General features: G+C 42.0%; 12 protein-coding genes. 6 read left to right on the forward strand and 6 right to left on the reverse strand.

Translation table 11 applies throughout. The features are described from left to right. Positions 1–33 precede the first annotated feature (33 nt). The 3 genes from PNEUHYL_RS07170 to torA all read left to right on the forward strand — a co-directional run bounded on the left by PNEUHYL_RS07170 (position 34) and on the right by torA (position 4,971). On the forward strand, positions 34–1,116 hold the full coding sequence (locus tag PNEUHYL_RS07170; protein ID WP_059366596.1) for an extracellular solute-binding protein: 1,083 nt from the start codon (positions 34–36) through the stop codon (positions 1,114–1,116). 246 nt (positions 1,117–1,362) lie between these two features. Further along, positions 1,363–2,460 carry a NapC/NirT family cytochrome c gene (locus tag PNEUHYL_RS07175; protein WP_059366598.1) on the forward strand — a complete coding sequence of 366 codons (1,098 nt, stop codon included), beginning with the start codon at positions 1,363–1,365 and terminating at the stop codon, positions 2,458–2,460. A 30-nt stretch (positions 2,461–2,490) separates the two neighbouring features. Next, positions 2,491–4,971 (forward strand): trimethylamine-N-oxide reductase TorA, encoded by a 2,481-nt coding sequence (gene torA, locus PNEUHYL_RS07180; protein ID WP_059366600.1) that lies wholly within the window; start codon positions 2,491–2,493, stop codon positions 4,969–4,971. A 110-nt stretch (positions 4,972–5,081) separates the two neighbouring features. On the opposite strand, the gene PNEUHYL_RS07185 is transcribed toward torA, so the two are convergent. The 5 genes from PNEUHYL_RS07185 to ulaG form a co-directional block, all read right to left on the reverse strand. Beyond that, positions 5,082–5,900, reverse strand: coding sequence for a pyridoxal phosphatase (locus tag PNEUHYL_RS07185; protein ID WP_059366601.1), 819 nt, complete (start codon positions 5,898–5,900; stop codon positions 5,082–5,084). Positions 5,901–5,957: 57 nt separating this feature from the next. After that, on the reverse strand, positions 5,958–6,653 hold the full coding sequence (araD, locus tag PNEUHYL_RS07190; RefSeq protein WP_059366604.1) for an L-ribulose-5-phosphate 4-epimerase: 696 nt from the start codon (positions 6,651–6,653) through the stop codon (positions 5,958–5,960). Then, positions 6,647–7,507: an L-ribulose-5-phosphate 3-epimerase gene (locus PNEUHYL_RS07195; RefSeq protein ID WP_059366606.1), complete on the reverse strand. Its 861-nt coding sequence runs from the start codon at positions 7,505–7,507 to the stop codon at positions 6,647–6,649. Before PNEUHYL_RS07195 ends, araD begins: the two co-directional genes overlap by 7 nt. Positions 7,508–7,542: 35 nt before the next feature. Further along, positions 7,543–8,289, reverse strand: coding sequence for an HTH-type transcriptional regulator UlaR (ulaR, locus tag PNEUHYL_RS07200; protein WP_059366608.1), 747 nt, complete (start codon positions 8,287–8,289; stop codon positions 7,543–7,545). Positions 8,290–8,370: 81 nt separating this feature from the next. Next, positions 8,371–9,462 (reverse strand): L-ascorbate 6-phosphate lactonase, encoded by a 1,092-nt coding sequence (ulaG, locus tag PNEUHYL_RS07205; protein ID WP_059366610.1) that lies wholly within the window; start codon positions 9,460–9,462, stop codon positions 8,371–8,373. A 361-nt stretch (positions 9,463–9,823) separates the two neighbouring features. Here ulaG and PNEUHYL_RS07210 point away from each other — a divergent pair, with 361 nt between their 5' ends. The 3 genes from PNEUHYL_RS07210 to PNEUHYL_RS07220 all read left to right on the forward strand — a co-directional run bounded on the left by PNEUHYL_RS07210 (position 9,824) and on the right by PNEUHYL_RS07220 (position 12,938). Further along, positions 9,824–11,638, forward strand: a complete 1,815-nt coding sequence (locus tag PNEUHYL_RS07210) for a PTS ascorbate-specific subunit IIBC (protein WP_059366612.1) — start codon at positions 9,824–9,826, stop codon at positions 11,636–11,638. A 77-nt stretch (positions 11,639–11,715) separates the two neighbouring features. Beyond that, positions 11,716–12,183 (forward strand): PTS sugar transporter subunit IIA, encoded by a 468-nt coding sequence (locus PNEUHYL_RS07215; protein ID WP_059366614.1) that lies wholly within the window; start codon positions 11,716–11,718, stop codon positions 12,181–12,183. A 74-nt stretch (positions 12,184–12,257) separates the two neighbouring features. Further along, entirely contained in the window at positions 12,258–12,938 is a 681-nt protein-coding gene (locus PNEUHYL_RS07220; RefSeq protein WP_059366617.1) for a 3-keto-L-gulonate-6-phosphate decarboxylase UlaD, read from the forward strand. Between the two features lie 115 nt (positions 12,939–13,053). Here PNEUHYL_RS07220 and tldD read toward each other — a convergent pair whose 3' ends face one another. Beyond that, positions 13,054–14,502, reverse strand: a complete 1,449-nt coding sequence (tldD, locus tag PNEUHYL_RS07225) for a metalloprotease TldD (protein WP_059366619.1) — start codon at positions 14,500–14,502, stop codon at positions 13,054–13,056. Positions 14,503–14,550: the final 48 nt, after the last annotated feature.

Raw genomic sequence — 14,550 nt, forward strand, 5'->3', positions numbered from 1 at the left:
TTTTTACCCCTCTTTTACGGAGAACAAACAAAAATGAAAAAATTTGCAGGTTTAATCACCGCCGGTTTGGTGGCTGCAACCTTAACAGCTTGTAATGATAAAGAAAGCAAGTCTGAAAATGCAAACGCACCGGCTACTGCTAATGATACTGTGTACTTATATACTTGGACTGAATATGTTCCGGATGGTCTATTGGATGATTTTACCAAAGAAACCGGCATTAAAGTTATCGTTTCAAGTCTTGAATCAAACGAAACCATGTATGCAAAACTCAAAACCCAAGGCGCAGCCGGCGGTTATGACGTTATCGCACCTTCTAACTACTTTGTGTCAAAAATGGCACGTGAAGGGATGTTAAAAGAACTTGATCACAGTAAATTACCTGTAATTAAAGAATTAGATCCTGATTGGCTCGACAAACCTTATGACAAAGGAAACAAATACTCGCTTCCTCAATTATTGGGTGCACCGGGTATTGCGTTTAACACCAATACTTACAAAGGGGCGGATTTCACCTCTTGGGGCGATTTATGGAAACCTGAGTTTGCCAATAAAGTACAATTACTAGATGATGCCCGTGAAGTATTTAACATTGCACTGTTAAAAATTGGTCAAGACCCGAACACTCAAGATCCGGCTATCATCAAACAAGCCTATGAAGAATTATTGAAATTACGTCCAAATGTTCTTTCTTTCAATTCTGACAACCCGGCTAACTCTTTCATCTCCGGTGAAGTAGAAGTCGGTCAGTTATGGAATGGTTCCGTGCGTATCGCTAAAAAAGAGCAAGCACCATTAGACATGGTATTTCCAAAAGAAGGCCCTGTACTTTGGGTTGATACCTTAGCGATTCCGGCAACTTCAAAAAACCCTGATGGCGCACATAAACTTATCAACTATATGTTAGGTGCAAAAGCAGCTGAAAAATTAACCCTCGCGATTGGTTACCCAACTGCCAACGTTGAAGCGAAAAAAGTATTACCAAAAGAAATTACCGAAGATCCGTCAATCTATCCAACAGCTGAAATATTAAAAAATAGCCATTGGCAGGATGATGTAGGTGATGCAATTCAATACTACGAACAATATTACCAAGAATTAAAAGCGGCGAAATAATCCCGACTAATTCAAACACTTTTAAAGTGCGGTCAAAATTTCTTGTATTTTTGACCGCACTTTTCCCCCCCCCAATCATTATAAAAATCACTATATAATGATTTAAGATAAAAACGCTTAAAAATCCTCTTATATCCCACTTCCTTGACTTAGATCATCACTCATTAACTCAATTTCTTTAAAATACTGTTAACTATTAATAGTTATTTATCTTTTTATTATTTTTTATCAATTTGGAGTACATCTATGTCAAAAACAACCAAAATTCTGACCGCACTCTGCTTTATCGGCATAGGGGCAGTGGCGTTGTGGGGAACACAAACAATTATGCATAAAACCAGCTCACCGGAATTTTGTGTTAGTTGCCATTCCATGACTCACCCGCAACAAGAATGGGAAGGTTCAACCCATTTTGCGAATGCAAAAGGTATTCGTGCAGAATGTGCCGATTGTCATGTTCCGCAAGAAGGCTGGCATTATCTGAAAGCGAAATTCATCGCACTGAAAGATGTGTGGTATGAATTGCAAGGCAAACTGGATTCTAAACAGAAATACGAAGCACACCGAGCAGAAATGGCACAACGCGTATGGGATGAAATGAAATCAACGGATTCCGAAACCTGTCGTAGCTGCCACAGTTTTGATGCAATGGAACTTTCCGCACAAGCAAAATTAGCCAAACAAACCCATATTAGCGCAAAAGCCAATGGACAGACCTGTATTGATTGCCACAAAGGTATCGTACATTTCTTACCTGAATCTCACGGTGATGAAGGGGCACAATCAGTAACCTCTTTAGGTGGGAATATCACTCAAGATTCATCTATTTATGCAGCAGAAATGACTTCGGCACAAGGTGAACAAGGCGGTGATATCCGACTAATGCCTTATGCGGAAATAACGAATTGGCAAGCAAAAGGCGAGCAATTACAGGGTACCCTACACGGCTGGCAACAAGTTGGCGCAGATTCTGTGATTTATCTAGAATTAGGTAAACGCATTACCGTCGCATTAGTCGATGAAGAAGCGCGTAAAGGTATGAAAATCCTACAAACCAAACATGATGAAGTAACCAATTCCAATTGGAAAGAAGTGAGCTTTATTGTTTCTGTACCAAAAGAAAAAATGTCGTCAGATTTAACCGCACTTAATCAATACGGTAGCCAGTTAAATCAAGCAAATTGTAGTAGTTGCCACGCAGCAATTAGTGCCGATCACTATACGGCAAACCAATGGATTGGTGTAGTGAATTCCATGAAAGATCGAACTTCTATGAATAAAGATGAAGTGCGTGCTTTAACTATTTATTTACAACGTAGCGCCAAAGATATGGCTGCCAAATAATTCACTTCTCATGTTAAAAACGAGGTTGAAATGAAAAAGAATAATATTAATCAAAAACGCCGTGACTTCTTAAAAAATACATCCCTTGGCGTAGCAAGTGCGTCGCTTTCTAGTGGTATGGTCGGTGCGGTGCTGTCTAAAAGTACGGTTGCAGCAGAGCCTGAATTAAAAACTGTTGTCACCGCCGCACACTGGGGGCCAATTGGCGTGGTAGTGCAGGACGGTAAAGCGGTAAAATCCGGCGCAGCCATTGAACCCGCTGTTCCTAATGAATTACAAACCGTGGTCGCCGATCAACTTTATAGCGAAACCCGTGTGAAATACCCAATGGTACGCAAAGGCTATTTAGAAAATCCGGGGAATAGTGATACAACCATGCGCGGGCGTGATGAGTGGGTTCGGGTTTCTTGGGAACAAGCACTTGATCTTGTGCATAATCAACTCCATAAAGTGCGCCAACAACATGGCTCAAGTGCGATTTATGCCGGTTCTTACGGTTGGTTCAGTAGCGGCGCACTTCATGCCTCCCGTACACTATTACAACGTTATATGAATATTACCGGTGGCTTTGTAGGTTATAAAGGCGACTACTCTACCGGTGCGGCACAAGTGATTATGCCGCATGTACTTGGCACGATTGAGGTCTATGAACAACAAACCAGTTGGGAAGTATTACTTGAAAGCAGTGATATTATTGTGCTTTGGGGGGCAAATCCACTCACCACATTACGTATTGCTTGGATGTCTTCGGATCAGAAAGGAATCGAATATTTCAAAAAATTCCAAGCCACAGGTAAACGCATTATCTGTATCGATCCGATAAAAAGTGAAACCTGCCAAATGCTCGGCGCGGAATGGATTCCTGTGAATACTGCAACGGATGTGCCACTAATGCTAGGAATCGCTCATACCTTAGTAAGCGAAAATAAACACGATAAAGCATTCTTAAAAAAATACACAACAGGTTACAGTAAATTTGAAGATTACCTACTCGGTAAAACGGATGGTCAACCTAAAACTGCGGAATGGGCAAGCAAAATCTGTGGTGTACCGGTGGAAATCATTAAACAATTAGCAAATGATTTTGTTACCAAACGCACCATGCTAATGGGCGGATGGGGAATACAGCGTCAACGTCACGGTGAACAATCCCACTGGATGTTGGTTACCCTTGCCTCGATGCTTGGTCAAATTGGTTTACCGGGTGGCGGTTTTGGTTTTAGCTATCACTATGCAAATGGTGGTGTACCAACAGCTACGGGCGGTACTATTGGTTCAATCAGTGCAACTCCGTCTGTCGGAACGGGTGAAAAAACCTGGCTGGATGACGCGGCAAAATTTTCTTTCCCTGTGGCTCGTATTGCAGATGCCCTACTCAATCCGGGAAAAACCATTGACTACAATGGGACAAAAATCACCTATCCAGAGATTAAAGTCGTATATTGGGCGGGCGGCAATCCATTCACACAGCATCAAAATACAAATTTATTAGTAAAAGCGTTCCAAAAACCGGAAACCTTCATCGTTAATGAGGTAAATTGGACACCAACAGCCCGTATGGCGGATATTGTTTTGCCGGCAACAACAAGTTACGAACGTAATGATTTAACCATGGGTGGGGACTATTCTATGTTCTCAATTTACCCGATGAAACAAGTTGTAGCGCCACAATTTGAGGCAAAAAATGACTTCGATATTTTTGCCGAACTCGCCAAACGCGCAGGGAAAGAAGAGGAATTTACCGAAGGCAAAACGGAAATGGAATGGCTGGAAGATTTCTATAAAACCGCCTTCACTGCCGCACGTCACAATCGTGTTGCATTGCCTCGTTTTGAACGATTCTGGGAAGAAAACAAACCGTTAATGTTTGAAGCAAACGAGACAGCAAAAAAATGGGTACGATATGCGGAATTTCGTGAAGATCCGCTACTCAACCCACTTGGAACACCATCAGGCAAAATTGAGATTTACTCTGATGTCGTCGCAAAGATGAATTATGACGATTGTAAAGGTCATCCGAGTTGGATGGAACCGGAAGAATTTGCCGGTAATACCACTGAAGACTATCCGCTTGCGTTAGTCACACCTCATGCCTACTATCGTTTACACAGCCAATTGGCTCATACTTCATTACGCCAAAAATATGCGGTGAATGATCGTGAACCGGTATTAATTCATCCTGAGGATGCCAAACCACGCGGTATTGTTGATGGGGATATAGTTCGTATCCACAATGTTCGCGGTCAGGTATTAGCCGGTGCAGTGGTTACCGAAGGGATTATTAAAGGCACGCTCGGATTACATGAGGGAGCATGGTATGATCCGCTCGGCCTAGGTGAAAGCGAAAAACCGCTATGTAAAAATGGTAGTCCAAACGTGCTCACCCGTGATGAGGGGACGTCTAAATTAGCGCAGGGCAACTCGCCGAATACTTGTATTGTTCAAGTGGAAAAATATACGGGTGTCGTGCCGGAAGTGACGGTGTTTAAACAACCTAAATACTCGGTATAAAACAACAGAAAAACTAACCGCACTTTTCGAGCAACTCAAAGTGCGGTTATTTTTTAGTTACAGTCATTAGAATGACAATTCGTCTTTATAAAAGAATGTAAAACTGAAAATTATAGTGATAAAGCCTCTTTTAATACTTCTGCAATACCGCCCTCATTATTTGAGGTCGTGATCTGTTTTGCCTGTGCTTTCACTTCATCTTCCGCATTGCCCATCGCAACCCCTAAGCCGACCGCACTTAGCATACTGATGTCATTATGATTGTCGCCAAAAGCAATAACTTCCTGCGGATCAATATTCCACTCTTTTAATAACGCAAGTAGTCTGCCACCTTTTGTATTGCCTGCATTGGCAATATCCACACGATCCACCCAAGACCATTCGCAACTAAATTGAGAAATCGGCAGCTCATTAACCACATTATTCATAACATCTTTATTCTCGGCGCTAATGACACACTTCCAAATTGGGTGATGGCAGTCAATCACATCTTGAATACTGTCCGCTTTACGTACATCAGGGCGCACATCCGCAGGGCAAGTTTCTACCCATTTCAGAAATTTTTCCATGTGAGGATTAAGTTGGGCATAATTCATTGAATCTCGGGAATACATCAATAAATGACAATGATGTTTTTCCGCTACATCATAAATTAATTGCGCCTGTTGCTTAGAAAGCGGATTAGCAAAAGGTGTCGAATCCGTCGCCACATCATAAACATAGGTTCCGTTACAACAAATAATCGGTGTATCTAAATCCAATTCACAATAATAAGGTTTTACGGCAGTATGGTGTCTGCCCGTTACCAACAAAACTTTAATTCCTTTATTTACAGCGGCTTGAATTGCTAATTGATTTTCCGGCAAAATATGCCCTTCTGAATTTAACAATGTACCGTCAAGATCAAAAGCAACGACTTTATAATTCATTTTTATTCCTCTTAGATAAAAAACGGCGGTTAAAAAACCGCCTTATTGATTGGAAAATTACTGTCCGTAATAGGCATTTTTACCGTGTTTACGGAGATAATGTTTATCCAATAATTCTTGTTGCATAGAGCCTAAACTTGGTCTTAATACTTTACTAAACAGATTCATATAAGCCAATTCTTCTAACACAACCGCATTATGCACGGCATTATCCGCATCTGTTCCCCACACAAAAGGCCCGTGAGAATTAACTAATACTGCCGGAACTTGGTTTGGATCGATATTGCGTTTTTGGAACGTTTCGACAATCACTTTCCCCGTTTCTAATTCATATTCGCCTTGAATTTCAGCCGGTGTCATTTTACGAGTGCAAGGAATGGTGCCGTAAAAATAATCGGCGTGGGTTGTACCTAATGCCAATAAATCCTCTCCTGCTTGCGCCCAAGTTGTGGCATGGCGGGAATGGGTATGCACGATGCCGCCAATGTCTTTAAAGCGGCGATATAATTCAAGATGTGTCGGCGTATCGGAAGACGGTTTTTTACTACCTTCAACCACTTTTCCAGTAAATAAATCAACGACAACCATATCTTCTGCCGTCATTACCTCATAATCAACCCCCGACGGTTTGATCACGACGAGGTTAGAAGTGCGATCAATTTCACTCACGTTTCCCCAAGTAAAAGTAACAAGATTGTGCTTTGGTAGCGCTAAATTGGCTTTTAATACTTTCTCTTTTAATGCTTCTAACATTGGAAGCCTCCTTCTTTCATTTTTTGTTCGATCCAACGGCGGGCATTAATAATTTCCGCAATCGGTTCATCGGCTTTTTCCGTCCACATTTCAATTAAAAATGCGCCGCGGTAGTTCAGTTCGGCAAGGGTTTTAAAGCAAGCGACAAAATCAACGCAACCGTCGCCAAACGGCACATCACGGAATTGACCTGCACAGGTTTCAGTAACCTTATAAGTATCTTTTAAATGAATAGCGGAAATTTTATCCATACCGAGTTTTAATTCTTCGGCAACATTATCATTCCACGCGGAAAGATTGCCTAAATCGGGATAGACGGTAAACCAAGGCGATTTAATAATCTCATCCCATTTTTTCCAACGGGAAATGGAACTCATAAATTGGGTATCCATAATTTCTACCGCAAGGGTCACTTGATTGCTGGCGGCTAATTCCACCGCCCATTCTAAACCTTGTTGAAAACGTGCGATAGTGTCTTCGTCTTGTTCTTCATAATAGACATCATAGCCCGCCAGTTGAATGGTACGAATGCCGGTATCGACAGCGAATTGAATCGCTTTTTGCATAATTTCATAGGCTTTTTGACGGATGGCTTCATCACGGCTGCCAAAAGGGAAACGGCGATGTCCGGAAAGACACATTGAGGGAATAGTAACGCCCGTATTCACGATAGCTTTAACTAATTGCAACCGCTCTTTTTTACTCCAGTCTAAACGAGCCAAACGTTCGTCCGTTTCATCAATAGAGATTTCAACAAAATCAAATCCACAGGCTTTTGCGATAGACAGGCGATCTTGCCAACTGATGTTTTTGGGTAGAGCTTTTTCATAGATACCGAGTTTATGTTTTCGCATTTCTGTTCCTTATTTAATGTTGTGGTGGAAAGTCATCAAGTCAAGATGATTTCCAACCCTTTATTTCTTAATTTTTCAATGATTTCGGCATCTGCATCTTTGCCGGTAATCAATAAATCAATATGGGCTAATTCGGTAAATAACATCCCCACTTGTTGCCCCAATTTAGTACAGTCAAGCAATACCACATACTTAGCGGCTTTGGCGAACAACCGTTGTTCCGAATTAGCAATAATCATATCTGTTTTATACAATCCCTCAGTGGTAAAACCTTTTCCGCTGGTAAACATAATATTGGCGGCATAAGGGCTTTCATTTTGATTAAGAGAAAGGGTTATTGCTTTATTTCGGTTATATTGCCCCCCCATAATCACAATATCTTCGTGATTGTTTTCAATCAATTTATTGGCAAGCGGAATGAAGTTTGTGATGATCTGCAATTTTCTTCCGCATAAATGATCGCCCAACATTTGCATTGTTGAGCCACAAGTTAAAATAACCGAATCGCCCTCTTGGCATAATTGACTCGCTGCCTGAGCAATACGTTGTTTTTCATCAATATTATTGATTGCCGCACTGTATTGATAATCTAGTGAAGAGGACTGTATCGACTCTGCGCCATTACGCACTTTCTTTAATCGGCCTTGCTGAGCTAATTTATTGATGTCCCGCCTTGCTGTTGCAGGTGAAATATCAAGTTGTTCAACAATTTCCATAGTAGAAAGTGCTTGTTTCTCAAGTAACAATTGTAAAAGCCGTCTATGGCGATAATTTTCGTTCATTATATTTTCCTTGCTATTTCTCTGATGCGAATAATGAACAAAAAACTAGCCACCTTCAAGTAAAAAGGTGGCTTTTTTTTGCTATAACATTGATTTGAATTGGATATTAGGCTCGTGTTCAAAACAGTCATCAAAACCACGAGGATGATGATATTCAATTAAATCTTTATCACGCGGATAAACATATTTACCGCCCACTTCCCAAATAAACGGATGGAATTTGTATTGCAAGCGTTCTTTACGCATTTTCCACAATTGAATAATTTCATCAGTACTTGCCATAAAGTTTGTCCAAATATCGTGATGAACCGGAATAATCACTTTACAACGCAAACTTTCTGCCATACGCAATAAATCCACAGAGGTCATTTTATCTGCGATACCGACCGGATTTTCGCCATAATTATTTAACGCGACATCAATATCAAATTGTTTACCGTGTTTGGCAAATTGAATAGAGAAGTGAGAATCCGCACCATGATAAATATTACCGCCCGGCGTTTTAAACACATAGTTCACCGCTTTGCGCCCCATTTCTTCGTCAGACGGGCAAAGACCGGCTAACTCACCGCCTCGCTCTTCCGCACCTTCAACCGGTAAAGTCACCAAACAAGTGCGGTCAAAAGAATCAAGGGCGTGGATTTCCACATCTTTTAATTTCACTACATCACCCGGTTTTACAATAATAATGCGCTCTTCCGGTACACCCCATTTTTTCCATAGTTCCGCACAATGCCAAGGGCCGACAAATTTCACGTGATCCAATTTCGGATTATTGACAATCGCCGCCGCCACATTCACATCAATATGATCGCTATGGTAGTGAGAAGCAAGAATAAAATCCACTTCATTAATCGCAAACGGGTCTAACACCATTGGTGCAGCACGCAAGTTTGGTTGCAATTTACGCACACCCGCCATATTTGCCATTTGGTGACCGCGTACCATATCTTTTACTTTTTTGGTGCTTTTCCCACGTCCGCACCACAAATCCATACAAAGATTTGCTCCACCCGGGGTTTTGATCCAAACGCCGACACAACCCAGCCACCACATCGCAAAATTACCTTCCGGAACAACCTCTTGCTCAATTTCTTCGTTTAACCAAGTGCCCCATTCAGGAAAAGTAGAAAGAATCCAACTTTCACGCGTGATTTCTTGAATTTTGCTCATTTTAACTCCTTCCGTTTACTTAAAAAATCAAATAACAATCAAAACAAATCATATCAAATCATTTTATTTTGTAAAATATTTTTTCTAGATTTTATGATCTAGATCTAAATCTATTCTTTTCACTCATTTAATAAACTTTAAAGGTAAGCCATTACCTAAATAACATTAAATTTATTTTACTTAACATAACAAGAACCTATTAGAAAAATAAAATGTGATTTTGCTCACAAAAAATCAAATTCAATCTTTTTTATTCATAGATAATTGCTATTATTTAGCGGATTTCTTTTTCGACACTCTTCGAAACAGACTCAAACGTTAAGTTTTTCCCATTTTAAACAATGTCAACAGAGGTTCTGTTATGGAAACATTATTAGATTTATTTATCGTCTTTAGAGATCAGGTGCTAAATAAAGCGCCACTACTCTTAGGTATCGTGGCCTGTATCGGTTACATTCTTTTACGCAAAGACACCACGACCGTGATTAAAGGGACGATAAAAACAATTGTCGGCTTTATGTTAGTCCAAGTGGGCGCCGGCGAATTAGTCAAAGGTTTCAAACCGATTATTACCAAATTATCCGAATATCACGGCTTAACCGGCGCGGTAATCGATCCTTACACCAGTATGCAAGCAACCATTGAAACCATGGCGGATAACTACGCATGGGTCGGTTATGCGGTGTTATTAGCCTTAGCGCTAAACATTTTACTTGTAGTATTCAGACGCTTTACCGGTATTCGCACCATTATGCTGACCGGACATATTATGTTCCAACAGGCGGGATTGGTTGCCGTATTCTATATGCTGATCGGCGCGTCGATGATGGAAACCATCATTTATACCGCCATCATTATGGCATTATACTGGGGGATTTCATCCAACATTATGTATAAACCGACTCAAGCCGTCACAGGCGGAGCCGGTTTTTCTATCGGACATCAACAGCAAATTGCTTCTTGGATCGCCGTAAAGCTCGCACCAAAACTCGGTAATAAAGACGACAGTGTTGACAATATGAAATTACCGAAATGGTTACATATTTTCCACGACAGTATCTCTGCCACCGTATTAGTGATGACCGTCTTCTTCGGCATTATTCTGCTCTCTTTCGGGTTGGATAACCTACAAACCATGGCGGGCAAAACCCACTGGTCAATCTATATTTTTGAAACCGGCTTAAAATTTGCTGTTGCGATTCAAGTGATTGTTATCGGGGTGCGGATGTTCGTTGCAGAATTGTCCGAAGCCTTTAAAGGTATCTCCGAACGCGTGATTCCTAATGCGGTATTGGCGATTGACTGTGCGGCAATTTACGCTTTCTCACCAAATGCTATGGTATTCGGCTTTATGTGGGGGGCAATCGGTCAATTCGTTGCAGTCGGTCTATTACTTGGCTTTGATGCTTCCGTATTAATCATTCCGGGCTTTATTCCAATGTTCTTCTCCAATGCAACCATCGGCGTATTTGCCAACCATTTCGGCGGCTGGCGTGCGGTGATGAAAATCTGTTTTGTCATGGGGATCATCGAAGTATTAGGTTCGGCGTGGGTGATTCACCTGTTAGCAACCCAAGGCGCAACCTTTAACGGTTGGATGGGCATGGCAGACTGGGCATTATTCTTCCCACCGGTATTACAGGGTATCGTCAGCGTGCCATTCTTCTTCTTTGTTATCTTAGCGGCTGCCTTTGTTTATATGGCATTTGCTGCGAAAAAATTACGCGCAGCGGAAGCTGCTGCAGCGGCTGCGGGTAAAACCCTTGAACAAATGGACGGCTATGGTGCGGAAGAAAGCGAACAAGAATCAGTTGTTGCTCAAGAACATTCACCTCAAAGTGCGGTCAAAAATGACGATGTTTCTGATGATGCGACAAAACCGGTGCGTATTCTCGCTGTCTGCGGTTCGGGTCAAGGTTCTTCAATGATGATGAAAATGAAGATCAAAGGTTATTTGGATAAACGCGGTATTCCTAACATTATGGATTCCTGTGCGGTAACCGACTATAAAGGCAAACTGGATAGCACGGATATTATTGTTTCGTCAAAACATTTAGCCGGTGAAATTCAAGTCGGTGAAGGGAAATATGTGTTGGGCGTACAAAATATGCTAAACCCAAATTCCTTTGGTGACGAATTAATCGAACTCATCAACAAATTTCAAAACAGCAAATAAGGCTTAATTAAAGTGCGGTCGGTTTTCGACGAGAATTGATCGCACAACTTCACACTACATAGTTTAAGGATCTCAGTATGTTAAAAGAATCTCTTATCGCCAACAATTCAATCAAACTCAACCAAACCGCAGCAGATTGGAAAGCCGCAATTAAAATCGGTACGGATTTATTAGAGGCGTCAGGCGCAATCGAACCGCGTTATTACGATACCATTATCAGCAATATCGAAAAAATGGGGCCTTATATCATTTTAGCGCCGGGGCTTGCGATGCCGCACGCCCGTCCGGAAGAAGGCGTAATTAAAACGGCGTTTGCTTTAGTCACCTTAAAAGAACCGATTTATTTTGACGGAGAAGAGGATCCGGTATATGTGTTAATTACCCTTGCCGGCAGTGATTCCGATCAACATATGCAAGGTTTAATGGAAATTACCCAAGTCCTTGATGATCCTGACAGCGATGACGGCGTGGATTTAAACCGTTTCCGCCATTGTAATAATGCCGATGAAGTTTATGCGGCGATTGATAAAGCGCTAAACAGTTAATCTAACCCAATTCAAAAAGTGCGGTCAAAATTAACCGCACTTTTCCCCTTTTCAAATTAACAGAAGGAATAAGTATGTCTAAACCATTACTACAAATCGCCCTCGACTCTCTCTCTTTAGAAAAAGCCGTCGCCGATGCCAAACAAGCGGAAAATTTAGTGGAAATTATTGAGGTTGGCACTATTTTAGCCTGTGCGGAAGGTATGAAAGCCGTCAGCACCTTGCGCGCCTTACACCCAAACCACATTATTGTGTGTGATTTAAAAACCACCGACGGCGGTGCAATCTTGGCAAAAATGGCATTTGAAGCAGGCGCTGACTGGCTGACTGTCTCCGCAGCCGCTCACCCTGCAACCAAAGCGGCTTGTAAAAAAGTGGCGGATGAATTTAATGCCGCTCACCCTGAGCTAAAAGTCAAAAAAGAAATTCAAATTGAAATCTACGGTAACTGGACAGTCGAAAAAGACGCCAAAGAATGGGTTGAATTAGGCGTAAAACAGGCGATTTATCATCGTTCGCGCGATGCGGAATTAGCCGGCAAAGGCTGGACAGCGGAAGATGTGGAATTAATGAAAAAATTATCCGCTCTCGGGCTTGAATTATCCATTACCGGCGGTATTGTGCCGGAAGATATTCAGCTGTTCAAAGAAATTAAAAATGCCAAAGCCTTTATCGCAGGTCGGGCATTAGTCGGCGAAAAAGGTAAAGCCACTGCCGAAGCAATCCGTGCCGAAATTGAAAAACACTGGGCATAATTAACCTATCAAACAAAAATCGGATAAACCTTAGGGTGTTATCCGATTTTTTATCCATTTAAACGGAAAATTAACCGCACTTTTGATTAAACCCAAAGTGCGGTTAATTTTGGGATTAATTTGTTCCGCCTACTGTGATTTCATCAATCTTCAATGCCGGCTGCCCTACCCCAACAGGTACGCTTTGCCCGTCTTTACCACATACGCCAACGCCTAAATCCAATTCGCTTTTATCGGCAACCATGGAAATTTTCTGCATCACCTCAATACCGCTACCAATTAAAGTTGCCCCTTTTACCGGCTTGGTGATTTTACCCTTTTCGATAAGATAGGCTTCCGAGGTGGAAAACACAAATTTGCCTGAGGTAATATCCACTTGCCCACCACCAAAGTGCGGTGCATAAATACCGTGATCAACGGAAGTAATTAAATCCTCAAAGTGACTCTGTCCCGCCAACATATAAGTGTTTGTCATACGTGGCATCGGTAAGTGGGCATAAGACTCGCGACGCCCATTCCCTGTCGGTTTGACACCCATCAATCGTGCATTCATTTTATCTTGCATATACCCCTGCAAAATGCCCTCTTTAATGAGTACATTACATTGACTCGGCACCCCTTCATCATCAATCGTCAGCGAACCACGACGGTTGGCAATCGTGCCGTCATCCACAATCGTACACAATGGTGAAGTAACCAATTCGCCGATCTTACCGGTAAAGAGCGAACTTTCCTTGCGGTTAAAATCGCCCTCCAACCCATGCCCTACCGCTTCATGTAATAATACGCCAGGCCAGCCAGCGCCCAACACAACCGGCATTAATCCGGCCGGTGCGGCAACCGCAGTTAAATTAACCAATGCCTGACGAACCGCTTCTTTCGCAAAATTCACCGCTCGAATATCGCCGTCAACCGTCTCAAAGAACCAATCTAGTCCAAAACGCCCGCCTGAACCGCAGCTTCCACGTTCACGCTTGCCGTTTTCTTCCACTAAAACGGAAATCGACAAACGTACAAGCGGTCGAATATCTGCCGCTAATGTACCGTCCGTTGCCATCACCAACACTTCTTCATAAACGGCACTTAAACCGGCAGAAACTCGGGTGACACGCGGATCTTCCGCCCGAGCAGCACGATCAACCAAATGTAATAACTCAACTTTCTTCTCTTTAGAAAGGCTTTCCAGCGGATTAATCGCGGCATAGCGTATAATGGGATTAACCGTATTGAGTGTAGTTGGCACAATAATATTGCCTTGTTTGTGTTGCGCAATCCCTTTCACCGCATTAGCACATTGTTGCAGTGAGGCAAGGCTGATGTGATCCGAGTAAGCAAAACCGGTTTTCTCACCGGATACCGCACGAACGCCAACCCCGCGATCAATGTGAAATCCCCCTTCTTTGATAATGCCGTCCTCCAAAACCCAGTTCTCGTCTTGACTAAGCTGAAAATATAAATCGGCATAATCAATATTTCGATGTGACATCATGTCAAAAATATTCATTAATTCTTTGGTGGATAAATCGCTTGGGGTAAGTAATGTGTTTGAAACTTGGTTTAGCATTTGTTCTCCGAAATTTATAAAATTCGTTGTCGTCTCTCAATCAATTTT

Origin of the sequence: Rodentibacter caecimuris, assembly GCF_001019715.1 — a bacterium.
Lineage (GTDB): Bacteria > Pseudomonadota > Gammaproteobacteria > Enterobacterales > Pasteurellaceae > Rodentibacter > Rodentibacter caecimuris.